We start from the raw sequence: 17,716 nt of genomic DNA on the forward strand, positions 1-17,716 counted from the left end.
AGAGTTTTCTTTTTGCTAATAAATGGAACGACTGACTACTATACCACTTGGTTTGGTGTATTCTAAGTCAAGATAATCCTGATAAGTTCCTGGGACAATAAATCCTTGGGGGCTGAGAATGTCTGTTCCAGCTTTACCCACGATAGAGTCAGCCAATAAGACACAATTTGTGCTGAGAACAAAATAAGTCTTAAACTTGGACGAACTGAACTTATAAAGAGTGGCATCAGCCTCGTGTTTCAGCTGATAAGAGTAGGTATGCTTGATTTCCCCTTCTCTTCTTTTCATGAGTTGCGAACTTGGTTTCCAAGGAATTAAGAGTCCTTCAATTTCTCTCAGTTGTTCTTCTATAGCTTTTTTCTGTTGCTCAGACAAGCTTAAGCCATAGGCAAATAGAGTTTTCTGACTTTCTCTCTTACAGAGTTCGATGTATTTCTCTTTATTGGCCTTAAACAAAACCCCATTCCCAATCATCCCAAATAAACGCTCCGAGTGAGGATCATAAGAACCATAGGAGATAACCTGACCTTGATAGCAGATATCCACATGCCCCATGGCTAAAAAGAAAGAGGATTCTGAAGCATGGATAAAAATTTCCAAATCAACTGTCTGATCATTTTTCCTCTCTGAATGTACTTGACTTTCTTCCGTCTGATGAGTAGATAACAGTTCATTCCATCGTCGTAAAGTGCTGATTGGAATCAAAGCTGTCATGAATATAGGCAGTGTCATTCTCATTCTGCGCTTCAGCTTGGGATTACTTCTCCCTTTTTCAAAATAGAAACCATCCCTGACACTACTCGCTCCCAACATGATTAAGTAAAAACCTAACAGGAGCAACTCAAAATTTGTTGCATCATGAAAAGGGGAGATACTATAGAGACCAAATCCCATCATCCACATTGCATCAAATAAGTAATTGACCCTCGGATGGATATGATTATTTCGGTAAATCAACCAAGTAATCAGACTGATCAGACCTGTAAACAGTTGATAACCTCCGATAATCATCACAAGGAGATAGAGGGCTATCCCTTGCAGGATGACTGAATCAAATAGGATGACTGCAAGAAAGAGCTTGGCTATGGTTACAAAAATATTTTCTCTACGGGACTTTTCCTGAAACCATCGTGTCAATAAATGCCAAATAGCCGACAAGGAAAAGTACCCCATCAAGAGTTGATAACCAAGCCTCGGTACAATCTGCCCAAAACAAATCAAGAGAAGACCTAGGACAATAGCTAGCGCTCCCTCCCCTAGACTTCTCCATTTACTATAAGTTTCGGAAAACTTAGGCATTTTCTTTCTCCAATTGACGATACAAGTGCCGAATCGGTTGTTTCAGTGTTGGGTGGATAAAATGGGGGGCTATTTCCTGTAAAGACTCTAAAACAAAGAGACGCTCAGCAATATAAGGATGAGGCAAGATGAGGTCGTCTGTATAGATGACCTGGTCCTCTACAAAAAGCAAATCCAGGTCAATCAAGCGAGGTCCCCAATGCACCTCTCTGACCCGTCCCATCTCTGATTCAATCTCTAACAAGGTTTCTAACAAGATTGGAGCTGGCAACCAGGTTTCCACCTCAACCACTTGATTAGCAAAGCTATCCTGCTCCACTCCACCCCAAGGCTTAGTCGTAATTACGCTAGACTCCTTGAGAACATGGATGCCACGAGCTTGCATTTTGTCAATCGCTTGCTGGAGATTAGTCGTCTTATCCCCCATATTGCTTCCTAAAGCGATAAAGGCACGCTGTTTGCGACGGTGGATGGTTACTGAACAAGTATCCAGCGGAAGATGGATAGGTGCCCAAGGTTTTTTTAGTTCCAGCTCAATCTCTTGAACGATAGGATAGGTCTCAAAAGTACGCTCTACTAGTTTGTAGGCTACTGTTTCAATCAAATCCTCACTCGTTTCCTGAAACCATGTCGTCCATTGCTGGCAAAGTTCTCCGTAATGGACAGAAGCAGTTAAATCCAAGTCTGTCGCAGCCTTGGTCATATCATAGGATAGGGTGGCTGAAACGACAAACTTCTGCCCCAGTTCCTTCTCACTAGGGAAAAGTCCATGAAAGGCAAAAATTTCTAGGTCTTTAATTCGCAGTTGATCCATAACTAATCCTTTCTAGAAAAATCCGCTTGACGCGGATTTTTTATAGTCCCATCAGACGATAAGCCTGATCCCGAAGATCCTTATCTGTCTCAAATAGACCACGAGCTACTGTAGTCAAGGTCGCAGTTCCTGGTTTTCGAACACCACGCATACTCATACACATATGCTCTGCTTCGATGACAACAAAAGCTCCCTTAGCACCCAAATACTCCATCAAGGCATCGGCCACCTCAATATTCAAACGCTCTTGAATCTGTGGCTTTTTAGAGTAAACTTCCACAGTACGAGCTAACTTTGATAAACCTGCTACACGTCCATCTGGGATATAGGCAATGTGAGCTCGACCATAAAATGGTAAAAAGTGGTGTTCACACATGGTATGGAAAAAGATATCCTTTTCCACTACCATATTGTCATCGATAATCTCAAAGGACTTTGACAGGTGCTCTTCAGCAGTTTGCCCAAGACCTGAAAAAATCTCTTGGTACATGCGGGCTACACGGGCTGGTGTTTCCTGCAAGCCTTCGCGATTTGCATCCTCACCAACTGCCTCGATAATCATTTTTACAGCTTCTTCAATCTTTTGTGTATCCATTCTAATTTTTCCCCTCCATTAGGTAGGCTCTCACTTGGGCTAAAAAGTATAATGAGCCCGTGATAATCCTAACTGTTTTTTTCTCTTCATTTTCTGATAATTTTTGGTCTAGAAATTCTTGCCAATCTTGGTAGTTGAAATTTCTAGAATCAGCTAGCTCTTTCAAGATTTTTTCATCCGTCGCACGACTATCCTCAAAATGAGTTAGCGTAATCTTAGTATCAGGCAAGGTTTCTAGCAAGTCCAACATGTCCTCCAAGGCCTTGGTTTTGATACAAGTAAAGAGGATTTCCTTCTGATAGTCCGTAAAGCATTCTTTCAAGGTAGCCAACAAAGCTTTGACAGCATGAGGATTGTGTGCTCCATCCAAAATCATCAAGGGTTCTCTAGAAACAACTTCCAAGCGTCCAGGCCAGCTTGTTTCTTCCAAAGCTTGAGCCACTAAAGCATTATCTGGCAATTCTCGACCAGTCGCTTGGCAATAGCTATCTAACAAGGCCAGCGCCATCCCAGCATTTTCTATCTGGTGCAAACCCAGCAATCCTGTCTGGAAGCGACCTTGTCTAACAGCACTTGTATAGCCAAAGGTCTCGCCAGTCACAATACTCTCATAATGACTGACTTGATAGGCATCTCCATAGGCGATTCTGGTAGCTTGTTTCGCTTTTGCAATCTGGTCAATAACCGCCAAGGCTTCTGGGACAATGTGACCAGCCACTAGAGGAATTCCTTGTTTGATAATCCCTGCTTTCTGCTCTGCTATGGCTTCCAAGCTATCTCCTAAAAGTGCTACATGATCCAACCCAATGGTAGTGATGCCTGTTAGGATGGGTTGACAGACATTGGTACTATCCAAAAGTCCGCCCATACCAACTTCCATAATCGCCACATCGACTTGCTCAGAAGCAAAATAGTCATAAGCTATAGCAGTGATAATCTCGAATTCTGTCGTTCCTTGCAAGGCTTGAGCATGCTCCCCTTCAAGTAGTAAACGATAATCCGCCATCAAGGACTCTAATCTTGCTTCTGGGATAGATTCCCCATTAATGGCAATCTGGTCGGTATAATGAATCAGATAGGGAGAGCTAAAAACTCCAACTCTTAGCCCCATCTTTTCCAGCATATTCTTCAAAAAGGCTATAGTAGAGCCCTTGCCATTGGTTCCACCAATGTGGATAACCTTAAGCTTAAGATGTGGATTGCCTCGTAAAGCTAAAAGCTCTACCATTCTTTCCAAACCAAAGTGCGGTTGGTCTGTCCGGTAGTGGGCAATCCACTGATTCGTTTCGTTTTTATTCATCTTACTTATATTGTTTCAAATCTAAATTTTCCGCATGGTCTGCCAGACGGATAGCAGACGCAATTTCGACTGCCATCTTGTGGCTGGCTACATCGTGCACGCGCACCACTTCCACACCTTGTCTAGTAGCGATACTAGTCACATAAGCCGAAGCCGTATCACGATTTCGGAAGCCTTCTTCAGTATCAGGATTGACTTCAAATCCATTTTCTTCAAGAATATTGATGACAAAGCGCTTGCGAGAGACTCCTAAAAAGATAGGATAGCCCATCTCGTGAAGCTTATCAAGGTCACGTAGGAGGATGAGATTTTCTTTCTTTGTCAAACCAAAGCCAATCCCTGGATCCAGCATGATGTTTTCTTTCGAAATCCCTGCTTTTTCCGCTCTTACTAGAGCACGATCAAAGAAAGCTGTCATCAATTCTTCTACTGGTAGTTGTTCAAAGTCTGCTAAGTCTTCCTTTGTAAAAGGCTCTCCAAATCCAAAATGAGGAAATATGAGTGAACTAGGGTGCTGAGGGCGTGCCATGACTGGATTAAACATGATGACCACCTGAGCTCCAGCCCTGGCAACCACCTCTGCCATCTTCTCATCCCCCATAAGGCCTGTAATGTCATTGACTATATTGGCACCAGCATTTAAAGCTGCTTCTGCCACTTGGCTTTTCCAAGTATCGACCGAAATCAGAACATCACTTTCTTGACGAATAGCCTGAATGACTGGAACCACACGCTGGATTTCCTCTCCAATCTCAACATAGCCACTTCCAGGTCGAGTAGATTCTCCACCGATATCTAAGATAGTGGCACCTTCAGCTATCAATTTTCTAGCCTGTTTTAAGGCTTCTTCAATAGCAAAAAATTGGCCCCCGTCAGAAAAAGAATCTGGGGTAACATTGATAATACCGCAAATAGCTGTTTTTGTAAGATTCTCTCTTTTTTCCACGTTCATCACTCAAATTTCATTTAGATTGGTATTCCTCTATTTTACTGTTTTTTTTGGATTCTGTCCAATTATCCCTCAGTACTCTTTAACTTTAAAAGAGCGCAAAAAAAGGAGAACCTGAGTCCTCCTTTTTCTATATTCTTATTTCTCAGTCAAAGCTGCAAGTCCTGGAAGAACTTTACCTTCGAGAAGTTCCATTGAAGCGCCTCCGCCCGTACTAATCCATGAGAACTTGTCTGCACGTCCAAGGTTGATTGCTGCGGCAGCTGAATCACCACCACCGATGATTGATTTAACGCCTGGTTGTTTCACGATAGCGTCCATCACACCGATTGTACCAGCTTGGAAGTCAGGGTTTTCAAATACACCCATAGGTCCGTTCCATACAACTGTTTTCGCACCAGTCAATGCTTCATCAAATTTAGCGATAGATTTTGGACCGATATCCAAACCAAGGAATCCTGGGTCTACTGCTTCACCTTCAGTGTCTTTCACTTCAGTGTAGTCAGCAAATGCATTAGCTTCTTTTGAGTCAACTGGCAAGATCAATTTGCCGTTTGCTTTTTCAAGAAGAGCTTTCGCAACATCCAATTTGTCTTCTTCTACAAGTGAGTTACCGATTTCGATACCTTGTGCTTTGTAGAATGTGTAAGTCATACCACCACCGATAAGAACTTTATCAGCTTTTTCAAGCAAGTTTTCGATAACACCGATCTTATCTGAAACTTTTGAACCACCAAGGATAGCCACGAATGGACGTTCTGGAGCTTCAACAGCTTCTTGGATGTATGCAATTTCGTTTTCAAGAAGGAATCCAGCAACTGCTTTTTCAACGTTTGCTGAGATACCAACGTTAGATGCGTGTGCACGGTGAGCTGTACCGAATGCATCGTTTACGAAGATACCATCTCCAAGTGATGCCCAGTATTTACCAAGTTCAGGATCATTTTTAGATTCTTTCTTACCGTCAACATCTTCAAAACGAGTGTTTTCAACCAAAAGAACTTGTCCATCTTCAAGAGCGTTGATAGCTGCTTCCAATTCAGCACCACGAGTTACACCTGGAAGGAATGTAACTTCTTGACCCAATTTAGCAGCCAAGTCAGCAGCTACAGGAGCAAGTGATTTACCAGCTTTGTCTGCTTCTTCTTTTACACGTCCAAGGTGAGAGAAAAGAATCGCACGTCCACCTTGTTCAAGGATGTACTTGATAGTTGGAAGAGCTGCAGTGATACGGTTGTCATTAGTAATCACGCCATCTTTTACAGGTACGTTGAAGTCAACACGAACGAGAACTTTTTTCCCTTTCAACTCAACGTCTTTAACAGTCAATTTTGCCATTTGGAAAGACTCCTTAATTTTTTTTACGTGTTAATTATATCACAAAATCAATAAAAGAGATAGCAAAACCTTAAACTTTTATCTTGAAACAGGTCTCTCTAGTAAATTAAACTTACTCTTTACTCTCTGAGGAAATCCCTCACTGTTTTTATCTTCATCTATGGTATGTTGCTCATTTATAGAGAAAGAGCTACTGTCTGGAGTTGTGTCTTTATTTTTTGAACTAACTCTTCAGAAACCGTTCAATTTTTAAAAATCTATTTTGAAAGTTTTGCATGGCGATAGAAAAACTCTCAGAAATATCAGCATCGCATTTCTAAGAGTTCAATCACTTTTGTTCAGTTTAATTTCAAATTAAAGACCTATCTGCATCTCTAATTAAACCTATCCTGATACTTCATATTAAACAACCATTGAAGATTGACAACGGGCTTAGATTGTACATCAAGTATGGGTTTAAGGGTCTCTCTAATCTCTCCTTTTATCTTTGTTTCATCAATTGTTGCAAGATCAATTTCTTTATACTCTTTATCGAGGGTCCACTCAAGCTCAAAATTCTTATCAAACTTATAGGACACATCGTTTTTATCACTGTAGCCATAACCTCCATCAAACTCACCAAAACTGGTAGGATTACCACTTGAATCGATAGAATTTTCGATAAATTTCGCTCCATCATCATAGCGAATACCTTCAATTTTCGGAGTATAAATCTCCCCCATGTTTTCAATCAACATGACTAAGTCGGGTTCTGTCCCCTCCTTATGAGGCATCCGTTGCGCATAATAGACTGAGTTAGATAGCAAATTGATTGTAGTAACAGCATACATACTCGCTCCTATGAATACTACTAAGCCAAGGCTCACTACTACAATGATTACAGCAATGACTACTTTTAACAATTTCATCGTCTTTTTCCTTTCCTATCCCCAAACCAATTCTTGATGAGAGTTACTTGAGAGTTACTAGAAATAACTCTATAAACAGACACAACCAAAAAAATTAAAAGCAGAACATGCAAACATTTCATTACAAGGTTTCTTATGGAGTAATAAAAATCTTAACACAAACATTCTAAGAATGCAAAAAGGCAGGAACCAAAAATGGCTCTTGCCTTTTAATACTATTATCTTGTCAGACGGTAATTTAGAAGTTCAACTCAATCTTCTTTTTTCTTTTGAGCGAGTAGTCCAAAGCCACCTAGGACTCCAACCAATCCTAAAGCAAGGAGATTTGTATCTACTTCTTCACCTGTACTTGGAAGTTGTTTTCCTTCAGGTTTTTCAGCTTTTGAAACTTCCTGCTTAGTCGTTTGAATCACTTGAACAGGTGCGACTGGTTTTTCAGTTGGAATTTCAGCCACTTTTGTACCAACTTCAACAATCTCAGTTACTGGCTCTTTGACAAGTTCTGTCCTCTTAAGACTGCGGTTGCCTTCAGTATCAACCTCTACCAGATTTCTACGAAGTCCTTCAACTCCTACTTGAACCAGGCGACGTTCTCCTGCTTGAAGACTAGGATTTACTCGTTCTTCATGGCCGTATGCAACCTTTTCTTCCTCAACCACTAATGCTGGATTGCTAATGGTCGAATCTTTGACTCCGTCTAGTGGTTGAACACGGCTTTCTACTTTGGTACCAACTTCAGTAATCTCAGCCACTGCTTCCTTGACTACTTCTGTCTCAAGAAGAGTGCGGTTGCCTTCTGTATCTACTTCAATCAGACGACGAGTTTGGCCTCCAACTCCAGCTTGAACTAGACGATGTTCACCTGCTAAAAGGTTTGAGTTTTCTCTTTCTTCACGTGCAAATGCAAGAACTTCTTCTTCAACTACCAAGCTTGGTTTCTTAACTTCCAATACTTTTGGTCCTTCTAGTGGTTGCACACGACTTTCTACCTTAGTACCAACTTCAACAATCTCAGCCACAGCTTCCTTAACTACCTCTGTCTGAAGAAGTGTGCGATTGCCTTTAACATCTATCTCAATCATGTGACGGATTTGCCCAGCTTCACCAGCTTGAACCACACGGCGTTCACCTAATAAAAGATCTGCTGTTGAACGCTCTTGGTGATTGAAAGCTACGGCTTCTTCTTTCACTTCCAATTCTAGTTTTTCGAGAACAAGATTCCCAGAACCGTCCAATGGTTGAACACGACTTTCTACCCTAGTCCCAACTTCAGTAATCTCTGCAACTGCTTCCTTGACTACCTCTGTCTGAAGAAGCGTGCGATTGCCTTTAGCATCAACTTCAATCAGACGACGAGTCTGACCTTCTATACCTGCCTGAACGATTCTACGTTCACCCACCAAGAGGTCTCCTGACGGACGTTCTTGGCGTTCGAAGGCTTGAGTTTCTGTTTCAACCACTAGCTCAGGTAGAACTTCAACTGTTGGAGCAGTTTCACCTTCTTCTAAGCTACCCACATGGTGGCTTTCTTCTGCAGGAGCTAGTTTCTTATTCAGCTTTTCTTTTATGTCCGCAAAAGCTTCTGGAGTTGGCGTTTGTGAAGATAACAAAGCTTCAGCTTGTGCAATCAACTCAGATTGAGGATCTTTTTCAATGACGGATTCGAGCAAGCTTTCCAATTCTTCTCTAGCAGTTTGATAACGTTGATTGCCATCCAAATCCACACCAGCTTGTTTCAAGTCATTCAAGGCTTGGTTGACTGCTTCTTGACTAGCATCATGATTTTCTAAGATCGCTTTCGCTGCATCAATCTTCTCAACTAGAGCTGCTTGTTTTGCTGCATCCGCAAATGTATAAGCTAATGTTTCTTTGCGTCCTTGAGCAGATGTGATTTCTTGTTTCAGATATTCGTCGTTAATGGCTGCCTTAGGTGATACTAGAACATCAAATTCGACAGTTTGTCCTTGATAGTGCAACTCAAGTTTTTGACGGCCTGTCTTTTGAGAATCATAACCTGTAATTTCGACTCCTTGGTCTGTAAAGCTATGTTCAGTCTCCGTCTCATCATCATACAAGACCTTGAAACGTCCTTCTGAGAAGTCTAGAGCATCGCCTACCAAGTAGTCAATTTTCGGTTGCTTGCTAATATACAAGGCTGCGACTTCTTTTGGACCAGCTTCTTCACCAGTGACTTGAACCTTGAAACTTCCTGCAACTGGAAGACCAAGATAGGTTACTGTTAACTCTTGTTCGCCATGATGGTGAGCATCGTAGCCGTTGACTACAACACCAGCATGACTAAGGTTGATGACTTCATCTGCTTCTTCACCTTCGTATTTGACACGGAGAAGACCACCTTTAAGATTCAATTCCTCACCAACTTGATAAGTTGCCTTTTTAGGTGCTACTTCTAGACTGACAGCCTTAATCTTTCTTTCATCCTGAGGAATTGTTATCGCAAGAGTATTACTGATTTCTTTCCCTGGCAATTGTGTTCGGTAGTAAAGAAGACTTGGACGTTTTTCAAAGCTCAATGGATTTGTCGCCAGATCCCCTCCAACTGCTGTATTTAAGGTAGCGATTGGAGTTTGTGAATCTGCCTTGTCATAAACTGTGATGGTTGCCCCAGCAGGAACTTCTGAGAATCCTAGTTGAACCTTATTATCAGTTAGGACACGCGCTGCCACTTTAGCCATTGGAATGTTTTGGCTCTCCGTATCAAGAGTTTCATACATCTTCCAGTTGTAGATACGAATGGCTTTCCATGGTGTTCCATTGTCAGATGTGATGACGTTCAAGCGCCATTCTTGCGCAGTGATTGGGCTATCAAGGGTGATATCTGAAACATGAGCTTTATTGCCACGAACAGCTTTAGCTAGTTTCCATTCTCCAGCTTCATCCTTGTAGTAGAGGTCGAAGTCCTTGGTATTCATCAAGCCGTCATTGACAGATTCTCCACCAGCACCGGCATGGTCCATGACCCATCTAACGACACGGCGTGGTTGTGTCAAACGAATATCAACACTACCACTCAACTGAGCAGAAGACCATTTGTCAGATAGACTGGTGATCGTACCATTCAACATACCTTCGATGCCTTCTCCACCTTCTGTATTTGGGAAGGTACTTCCGATAACAGTCGCTCCTGGAACGATATTTTCTGCTAGAGGTCTTGGAAGACTGGTATCTTGGACAGTCATTCCCCACTCAAAGTTTGTAGTTGCTGCTTCAGAGCGAAGTCCATTCTTCCCAACTGCGACAACCTTCAACTCTTGACTAGTACCAGTTGCACTAGCTGAACGGCTAACTTTTGGTAGGTAGATCGTAGTTGCAGATGAGCCTGTCAATAGGCGCCAAGCATCGCCATCCTTCTCATAAACTTCATAGAAGTCAGCATCTTTGTTACCTGTAAATTGAACAATAGCTTCCGCTTCTTGGGCATTTTTAAGGGATTGTTTGGCAACTTTAAGAGCTGTTGGTACTTGTGGGGCCTCTTGATTATCTGTTACAGTCAACTCACCCAAGTTAAATTGATAGCCCTTAAGGGCAGCAGTATTTTCAAAAGTGAGCTTGATACCGTAAATAGTCTGACCTGCCAAGGCACTCAAATCAAATTCATCTTTTGTCCAATCGTCAGATAGAGTCAGCTCTTTACGAGCATTCTCACCACCATAGGTGTAGTTTTTCTGGGTCGCAAACTCTACATAGACCTTGCTTCCCTTACCACCTTTATGAGCAACACGAAGTTTTGTTTTATCTGTTACTTCCAGTTTTGTAGAATAGAGACGAACATCTTGGTTGGTATTTTCAGCTAGATCTCCAGCAAATTTAAGGGAGTTTCCTCCATTGTAGGCATCTTCAAAGTCATAGTCAGCTTGGAGTTTAGCAGCTGATGATGTCTGCCACCAGCGCCATGTAGGCAAGATACCAGATACAGAACGATAGTTCCATTCAGAATCCTTGGAAGCTTTTCCGTCTACGAACCATTTTTTACCATGTCCAGTGTTAAAGGATGTTGTGAAGGTACGTCCCACTGCTGGTGTGCGATCAGCTACAAGGTTGGCAATCCCGTACCAGTCCTTGTCATCTGGTTTTTGACCTGTTGGATCTCCTTGGTAACCTGTAAAGAAGATATTTTCATTCTTGTGATAGTCTTCTCCTGTCTTACCAAGACTCGTGATAGTATCAGGTGCAAAGAGGCCAAGTGATAAGCGGAGCTTACCATTTTCATCTAGAAGGGCATCCCATTTCACTTTTGTCTTGTAAGAACCACCTTGTTGCAATTCCAAACCTGCAAAAACATCATACTGACTGCGTTCTAGCCATTTGGCCATAGCTACAGAATAGTCATTTTTCTCTTTAGTCCAGTTAAAGTTGGCAAAGAAGTGATCTGCAGGAACCTTGTCCCCTTCTTTTTGCATGAATGGATAGTTGTATTCACCAAGTCCATCTTCGTGATAACGACCATATTCATAGGTCATGGCATCGTACCAAGAATACTTGACAGGATGGTTGACTTTAGCAGCATATTCCTTGGTATAAAGCATGAAGTCACGCATTTTCTTACCAAGGGGCGTTACGATATCACCTGTTGTTTCTTGGTTGATAAAGTAGCCATCAAATCCATAATATTTGGCCAAATCAACCAACTTGCGAGCGATAGGGAATGTTCCGTCTTCGTCTTGTTGAAGGGCTGCAGCGAATTTTTCTTGGTCTGCAATACTGTTAGACCAGTTGAAGAAGAGTGTACCCAATACAGGGACACCATTACGGTGACCAGCATCAATCACGTCCGGAGTTGGAACGAGCCCTTCCCAGAAGACCATTGAATTCAAGTATTGCCAGTAGTCAAAAGCATAGGCTTTAAACTCTTCACCACCTACAGAAGCGTGGTCTTTAGCCTTAGAGTTAGTGTTAGCAAGAGCTTCAACCTTAGCGTCCTTATTAGCTTTTTCGTTAACCACATATCCACGATAGCGCTTGGCTAGTTCTACTGAAGAGCGGTTAATAGCATCGTCTTCGCGAGCACCTGGTTCCCATTTCAACAAATCTTCCCAAGTGTCAAATTTAATTTCTTTTGGTCGAAGACTTTTTTCTTCATTCTTAGGAACGTCTGAGACAGTTGCTTTCTCTTCAGCCTTATTTTCTGTAGCCACAGGTGCTTCTTCAGCCTTAGGAGTTTCAGCAGTTGGACTTGTCGCTTCTTTATCACCTGCATTCAACTGGTCCAAGGTTGGTTTTTCTTCTGAAACTGGTTGCTCACTTTCCTTGTCTTCCCTTGCTTCTAGCTCTTTCAATACTTCTGGTGCTGGTGTAGTTGCTTCTGCTGGAGTAGTGGTTGACGGTTGCTCTGAAGCTACTGCTGTAGTTGTTGTCCCATTTTCTGGAACGACAGACTCTTCAGCCAAAGCTGGACCTGCAAATAGAACTGAACCAATCATCAATGAGCAGGCACCCACTGACAATTTTCGAATACTATAGCGACAACGTTTTTCAAAAAATGGATTCTTCATCTTTTTCTCCTTTGACTTTCTCCTGAAAGTAAGCGCTTTATTTTTGAATTAAAAAAGTAGCTGTTCCAAAAATATACAGAACAGGTCATTTTTATTTTACGATATTTAGAAAAAGAGTCAACACTGGCCCCTCAAGAACTATAAAGAAGTGAAGAATTAATATAAATTAGACAATCATCTGCCATTTTTCGAATAAAACCAACATTTTTCTCAAAAAAAGAGCATTTACTACTTGTTAGATTTACTTTTATCCTTTAAAATAGAATGGGAGAAATTCCGCGATTATTTTTCGGAGGAAAAAGAAAATGTCCATTAATTGGCAGGAAATTATTTTTCACTTTTTAGGTGGTCTGGGACTATTCCTATATAGTATCAAGACCATGGGGGACGGTTTGCAACAAGCTGCTGGAGACCGCCTTCGTTATTACATTGACAAATACACAAGTAATCCCTTTTTAGGGGTCTTAGTGGGGATTGTCGTCACTGCCCTCATCCAGTCAAGTACAGGTGTAACGGTTATTACGGTTGGACTGGTCAGTGCTAGTCTCCTCACCCTTAGACAGGCCATCGGGATTATCATGGGAGCCAATATTGGAACGACCGTAACGTCCTTCATCATCGGTTTCAAACTTGGCGAGTATGCCCTACCCTTGATTTTCCTTGGAACCATGTTCTTATTCTTTACAAAAAACCGTACTGCAAATAATATTGGACGTATCCTTTTTGGTGTGGGTGGTATCTTCTATGCCCTCAACCTCATTAGTGCTGGGATGAGCCCTCTTAAAGACTTGCCTCAGTTTAAGGAATACATGGTTACCTTGGGTCAAAATCCTATCTTGGGAGTTGTGGCTGGTGCAGTTATTACCGTTCTGATTCAGGCTTCTTCTGCAACCATCGGGATCCTACAAGGTCTTTATGCAGGTGGATTCCTCGACCTCAAAGGGGCACTACCAGTCCTATTCGGAGATAATATCGGTACAACCTTAACAGTTATTATCGCAGCAGCCGGAGCAAATATCTCTGCTAAACGAGTTGCAGCAACACACGTTACCTTTAACGTTTTAGGAACCATCCTCTGCTTAATCTTGTTAGGCCCATTCACTTCGATGATCGAGTACTTCCAGGCACTACTTCACCTCTCACCTGAGATGACAATTGCCTTCTCACACGGTGCCTTTAACGTAAGTAATACCATCGTACAATTCCCATTCATCGGTGCTTTGGCTTACTTTGTTACTAAGCTAATCCCTGGTGAAGACGAAGTTGTTAAATACGAACCTCTTTACCTGGATGAACAACTCATCAAGCAAGCTCCTTCTATCGCCCTAGGAAATGCCAAGAAAGAACTCTTGCACCTAGGAAACTATGCTGTTAAAGCATTCGATCTTTCTTACGACTACATTATCAATTCTAATGAAAAAGTCGCAGAAAAAGGACACAAGACCGAAGAAGCTATCAACACAATCGACGAGAAATTAACACGTTACCTCATTAGTCTATCTAGTGAAGCATTGAGCCAAAAAGAGAGTGAAGTCTTAACCAACATCCTTGACTCTTCTCGAGACTTGGAACGTATCGGTGACCACGCTGAAGCTTTGATTAATCTTAACGACTACTTGCAACGCAAGAATGTTCAATTCTCTAACTCAGCCCTAGAAGAGTTGGAAGAGATTTACCGTCAAACAAGCGATTTCGTTAAAGATGCTCTTGAAAGTGTTGAAAATAATGACCTTGAAAAAGCTCAAGCTCTTATTGAACGCCATGAAGCCATCAACAAGATGGAACGTGTCCTTCGTAAGACTCACATCAAGCGCCTAAACAATGGTGAATGTTCTACCCAAGCAGGTGTCAACTTTATCGATATCATTTCACACTATACTCGTGTGTCAGACCACGCTATGAACCTTGCTGAAAAGGTTTTGGCTGAACAAATTTAATATAAAAAAATGCTTTGATTCTTTCGAATCAAAGCATTTTAAATAGCTCTCCAATCATAATGGAAGAGGCAGCTGCACCCTTGTACCTTGCTTCTTCCTTTTGGATAAAACTGGCCAGATTGACTAACTCTGGCGCAGGTGTTCTAGGATTCTTGAGAAGTTCAAGTGTGACTAGCCCTGAAAGTCGAACTGCAAGCAAGCGCTCATTGGTGCTGGGCAACTGCTTAGCAGTTTCTAGGAGTGCAACCACTAAATCTTCACTCAAGTTTTGACGGGCATGATTGTAAAGGTCCCGTATCAAGGTTTCTAGGTTTGATTCTTCCATACCTATCACCTCCATCTTTTTAGTTTAATAATTTTTGATCAAATCTACTGTAGAACGATCCAATTTTTTAACCAAGGCTTGTAGAAAAGCTTGGGCTTCAAGGAAATCGTCCATAGCATAAAGTGTTTGATGAGAGTGGATATAACGAGCGCAGACACCGATTGTGGTTGATGGGACACCACCATTTTTCAGATGAGCTGCACCTGCGTCAGTTCCACCTTTTCCACAGTAGTATTGATACTTGATACCAGCTTCTTCAGCAGTTGTCAAAAGGAAATCTTTCATGCCTGGGAGAAGCAAGTGACCTGGATCGTAGAAACGAATCAAGGTTCCATCACCAATCTTACCTTGACCACCATAAACATCACCTGCTGGTGAGCAATCCACCGCAAGGAATACTTCTGGATCAAATTTTGTTGTAGATGCATGGGCACCACGAAGTCCAACTTCTTCTTGGACGTTAGCTCCAAGATAAAGTTCATTTCCTAGTTTTTGACCTGACAAGTTTTCAGCCAACTCGCTAACCATGAGCACACCGTAACGGTTATCCCATGCTTTTGAGATGATATTTTTTTCATTAGCAGTTAGGATTGCGCTACTATCTGGAACGATTGTGTCTCCAGGACGGATACCAAAACTTTCAGCCTCAGCCTTATCCGCAAAACCACCGTCAAAAACGATATCCGAAATAGCTGGCATGGTTGGTCCACCTGTGCCACGAGTCAAATGTGGAGGAACTGAACCTGAAATTACTGGAATCTCACGTCCTTCACGTGTAAAGAGTTTAAAGCGTTGGCTGCTGACAACCATAGGGTTCCAACCACCAATGCTGACTACTCGGAAGGTTCCGTCTGGCTTGATTTCACTAACCATAAAACCAACTTCATCCATGTGAGAGGCTACCAAAACACGAGGTGCATTTTCAACTTCTGAGTGCTTCACCCCAAAAATACCACCCAAGCCATCAGTCACAACTTCATCCACGTGAGGTGTTAATTTTTCACGAAGATAAGCGCGAACAGGTGCTTCATGACCTGAGATAGCGGAAAGTTCTGTTACTTCTTTGATTTTAGAAAATAATGTTGTCATTTCTATCCCTTCTTTCTTTCAACCATTTTACCACTTTTTATAGGAGAAAGGTAGTGGAAATCAACATTTTACCAAGTAACTTACTCTTATAACAATAAAAGAATCACAAATGTGATCCTTCTTCTCTTGTATTTCGCTTTAATGAAAAGTAGTCTGGTACTGGATCTTTACCCGTTTCAGACCAAGGATGGCAACGTAATATCCTAGCCAAGCCCATCAAAACTCCCTTGAATCCATGTTTTTCAATAGCCTGAATCATATAGTTTGAACAGCTGGGCTCAAATCTGCAAGACGGTGGAAAGGCTGGCGAGATAAAGCGTTGGTAAAAGCGCACTGGCGCAATTAAGATTTTTTTCATTATTTATTATTTGTTACAGCCATGGTGTGTAGTTGGCTGATTTCTTTTTTATTGAGACGGCGTGATTCTCCTGGACGAAGTCCTGTCAAGTCTAGATGACCAAAACGAGTTCGAGAAAGTTTATCTACTTGGAGACCAACAGCTTCAAACATTTTTTTGACCTGGTGATTGCGTCCTTCATGAATGGTCAACTGAACAACTGAACGGTTTTTAACTGGATCTACTTTAAGAATCTCATAAACAGCCGGCTTGGTCTTCTTGCCATCAATCTCTACTCCACGAGTCAAGGGACGAAGATTTTCTTTGTTGGCAATCCCTTTCACACGCGCAACATAGACCTTATCAATCTCATTACGAGGGTGAATCATCTCATCCGTAAAGTCACCATCATTTGTCAAAATCAAGACACCTGAGGTATCCCAGTCCAAACGTCCTACAGGGTAGATACGCTCTTTGACATTAGGCAAAAGGTCGACAACAGTCTTACGACCCTTGTCATCTGTCACACTGGAAATCACTCCGCGTGGTTTATTAAGCAGATAATAGACCTTTTCTTCGTTGTAGATGGGTTGGCCTTCAACTTCGACCTTGTCTCCTGACTTGATAGTCGTCGCTAATTCACGTACCACTTGGCCGTTAACCGTCACCAAGCCTTGCTTGATCAACTCTTCTGCTTTTCTCCTACTGGCCACACCTGCGTGGGCAATATATTTATTGATTCTCATCTTCTTCTATCCTTTCACCAAATAATTGGCTTTCTTGGGCTTGAATGTCAAGCTCATTTATCACTGGCAATTCTTCCAGATGATTAATACCCATGTAATCTAGGAAATAATCCGTAGTTACATAGAGATTAGGGCGACCAAGAACTTCTTTCTTTCCATCTTCACGTATCAAGTCAAAGGCCTGTAACTTAGCTAGCGCTCCACTTGAATTAACCCCCCGAATAATATCAATTTCTATCCGTGTGATAGGCTGCTTGTAAGCAATGATGGACAAGGTTTCTAGCGCAGCTCGAGATAGACTCTGGTTGATGGGCGCCTTAGAATATTCTTTCAAAATAGCTGCGAATTGAGGCTTGGTTACCAATCTGTAGGCACCACCTGTCTCAATCAAGGCTAAACTGGAATCCTGGTCTTTTTCATACTTTTGGACTAACTTTTCTAAGCTTTGCTGAATCCCAGTCGGTGGCAAAGAAAGGAGTTCAGCCAACTGGCGAATCCTTATCCCCTCTTCACCCGCTACAAACAAGAGCGCTTCTATTTCTGCTAAAGTACTCATATTTCCTCTC

At 42.0% G+C, this 17,716-nt stretch carries 14 protein-coding genes; 1 reads left to right on the forward strand and 13 read right to left on the reverse strand.

The genetic code is table 11. The annotated features are described in order from the left end of the window. Nucleotides 1–15: 15 nt before the first annotated feature. The 8 genes from RQ973_RS03875 to RQ973_RS03910 form a co-directional block, all read right to left on the reverse strand. Nucleotides 16–1,299: a DUF308 domain-containing protein gene (locus RQ973_RS03875; protein WP_311522813.1), complete on the reverse strand. Its 1,284-nt coding sequence runs from the start codon at nt 1,297–1,299 to the stop codon at nt 16–18. Beyond that, nucleotides 1,292–2,113 (reverse strand): 2-amino-4-hydroxy-6-hydroxymethyldihydropteridine diphosphokinase, encoded by an 822-nt coding sequence (gene folK / locus RQ973_RS03880; protein WP_311522815.1) that lies wholly within the window; start codon nt 2,111–2,113, stop codon nt 1,292–1,294. The genes RQ973_RS03875 and folK overlap by 8 nt, the downstream gene beginning before the upstream one ends. Before the next feature lie 40 nt (nt 2,114–2,153). Continuing rightward, a complete protein-coding gene (gene folE / locus RQ973_RS03885) occupies nt 2,154–2,708 on the reverse strand; it encodes a GTP cyclohydrolase I FolE (protein ID WP_000380927.1) in 555 nt (184 codons plus the stop codon). A 1-nt stretch (nt 2,709) separates the two neighbouring features. Next, a complete protein-coding gene (locus RQ973_RS03890) occupies nt 2,710–4,008 on the reverse strand; it encodes a folylpolyglutamate synthase/dihydrofolate synthase family protein (RefSeq protein ID WP_311522817.1) in 1,299 nt (432 codons plus the stop codon). Nucleotide 4,009: 1 nt separating this feature from the next. Beyond that, nucleotides 4,010–4,960 carry a dihydropteroate synthase gene (gene folP / locus RQ973_RS03895; protein ID WP_311522818.1) on the reverse strand — a complete coding sequence of 317 codons (951 nt, stop codon included), beginning with the start codon at nt 4,958–4,960 and terminating at the stop codon, nt 4,010–4,012. Nucleotides 4,961–5,095: 135 nt separating this feature from the next. After that, the gene (locus RQ973_RS03900) at nt 5,096–6,295 is read right to left on the reverse strand and encodes a phosphoglycerate kinase (protein WP_001096781.1); all 1,200 of its coding nucleotides are present in this window, start codon (nt 6,293–6,295) and stop codon (nt 5,096–5,098) included. A gap of 374 nt (nt 6,296–6,669) precedes the next feature. Continuing rightward, nucleotides 6,670–7,203 (reverse strand): hypothetical protein, encoded by a 534-nt coding sequence (locus RQ973_RS03905; protein WP_075231975.1) that lies wholly within the window; start codon nt 7,201–7,203, stop codon nt 6,670–6,672. A 251-nt stretch (nt 7,204–7,454) separates the two neighbouring features. Then, nucleotides 7,455–12,716 carry an endo-beta-N-acetylglucosaminidase gene (locus tag RQ973_RS03910; protein WP_311522822.1) on the reverse strand — a complete coding sequence of 1,754 codons (5,262 nt, stop codon included), beginning with the start codon at nt 12,714–12,716 and terminating at the stop codon, nt 7,455–7,457. A 305-nt stretch (nt 12,717–13,021) separates the two neighbouring features. On the opposite strand from RQ973_RS03910, the gene RQ973_RS03915 reads away from it, so the two are divergent. After that, a complete protein-coding gene (locus tag RQ973_RS03915) occupies nt 13,022–14,653 on the forward strand; it encodes a Na/Pi cotransporter family protein (protein WP_049527702.1) in 1,632 nt (543 codons plus the stop codon). A gap of 28 nt (nt 14,654–14,681) precedes the next feature. Here the strand turns inward: RQ973_RS03915 and RQ973_RS03920 are convergent, their stop codons facing one another. The 5 genes from RQ973_RS03920 to scpB form a co-directional block, all read right to left on the reverse strand. Then, entirely contained in the window at nt 14,682–14,978 is a 297-nt protein-coding gene (locus RQ973_RS03920) for a bacteriocin immunity protein (RefSeq protein WP_075231972.1), read from the reverse strand. Between the two features lie 24 nt (nt 14,979–15,002). Beyond that, on the reverse strand, nt 15,003–16,067 hold the full coding sequence (pepA, locus tag RQ973_RS03925) for a glutamyl aminopeptidase (RefSeq protein ID WP_000209210.1): 1,065 nt from the start codon (nt 16,065–16,067) through the stop codon (nt 15,003–15,005). Between the two features lie 103 nt (nt 16,068–16,170). After that, nucleotides 16,171–16,425, reverse strand: coding sequence for a membrane protein insertion efficiency factor YidD (gene yidD / locus RQ973_RS03930; protein ID WP_000721871.1), 255 nt, complete (start codon nt 16,423–16,425; stop codon nt 16,171–16,173). Then, complete coding sequence (locus RQ973_RS03935) at nt 16,425–17,150, reverse strand: pseudouridine synthase (RefSeq protein ID WP_016466836.1); 726 nt, start codon at nt 17,148–17,150, stop codon at nt 16,425–16,427. The genes yidD and RQ973_RS03935 overlap by 1 nt, the downstream gene beginning before the upstream one ends. Beyond that, nucleotides 17,137–17,706, reverse strand: coding sequence for an SMC-Scp complex subunit ScpB (gene scpB / locus RQ973_RS03940; protein ID WP_311522826.1), 570 nt, complete (start codon nt 17,704–17,706; stop codon nt 17,137–17,139). Before scpB ends, RQ973_RS03935 begins: the two co-directional genes overlap by 14 nt. Between the last annotated feature and the right edge of the window lie 10 nt (nt 17,707–17,716).

It is taken from the genome of uncultured Streptococcus sp. (assembly GCF_963511325.1).
In the GTDB taxonomy this organism is placed as follows: domain Bacteria; phylum Bacillota; class Bacilli; order Lactobacillales; family Streptococcaceae; genus Streptococcus.

Coding starts and splice junctions, on each gene's coding strand:
- RQ973_RS03875 (WP_311522813.1), bottom strand. CDS start 1,299: ATGCCTAAGTTTTCCGAAACTTATAGTAAATGGAGAAGTCTAGGGGAG.
- folK (WP_311522815.1), bottom strand. CDS start 2,113: ATGGATCAACTGCGAATTAAAGACCTAGAAATTTTTGCCTTTCATGGA.
- folE (WP_000380927.1), bottom strand. CDS start 2,708: ATGGATACACAAAAGATTGAAGAAGCTGTAAAAATGATTATCGAGGCA.
- RQ973_RS03890 (WP_311522817.1), bottom strand. CDS start 4,008: ATGAATAAAAACGAAACGAATCAGTGGATTGCCCACTACCGGACAGAC.
- folP (WP_311522818.1), bottom strand. CDS start 4,960: ATGAACGTGGAAAAAAGAGAGAATCTTACAAAAACAGCTATTTGCGGT.
- RQ973_RS03900 (WP_001096781.1), bottom strand. CDS start 6,295: ATGGCAAAATTGACTGTTAAAGACGTTGAGTTGAAAGGGAAAAAAGTT.
- RQ973_RS03905 (WP_075231975.1), bottom strand. CDS start 7,203: ATGAAATTGTTAAAAGTAGTCATTGCTGTAATCATTGTAGTAGTGAGC.
- RQ973_RS03910 (WP_311522822.1), bottom strand. CDS start 12,716: ATGAAGAATCCATTTTTTGAAAAACGTTGTCGCTATAGTATTCGAAAA.
- RQ973_RS03915 (WP_049527702.1), top strand. CDS start 13,022: ATGTCCATTAATTGGCAGGAAATTATTTTTCACTTTTTAGGTGGTCTG.
- RQ973_RS03920 (WP_075231972.1), bottom strand. CDS start 14,978: ATGGAAGAATCAAACCTAGAAACCTTGATACGGGACCTTTACAATCAT.
- pepA (WP_000209210.1), bottom strand. CDS start 16,067: ATGACAACATTATTTTCTAAAATCAAAGAAGTAACAGAACTTTCCGCT.
- yidD (WP_000721871.1), bottom strand. CDS start 16,425: ATGAAAAAAATCTTAATTGCGCCAGTGCGCTTTTACCAACGCTTTATC.
- RQ973_RS03935 (WP_016466836.1), bottom strand. CDS start 17,150: ATGAGAATCAATAAATATATTGCCCACGCAGGTGTGGCCAGTAGGAGA.
- scpB (WP_311522826.1), bottom strand. CDS start 17,706: ATGAGTACTTTAGCAGAAATAGAAGCGCTCTTGTTTGTAGCGGGTGAA.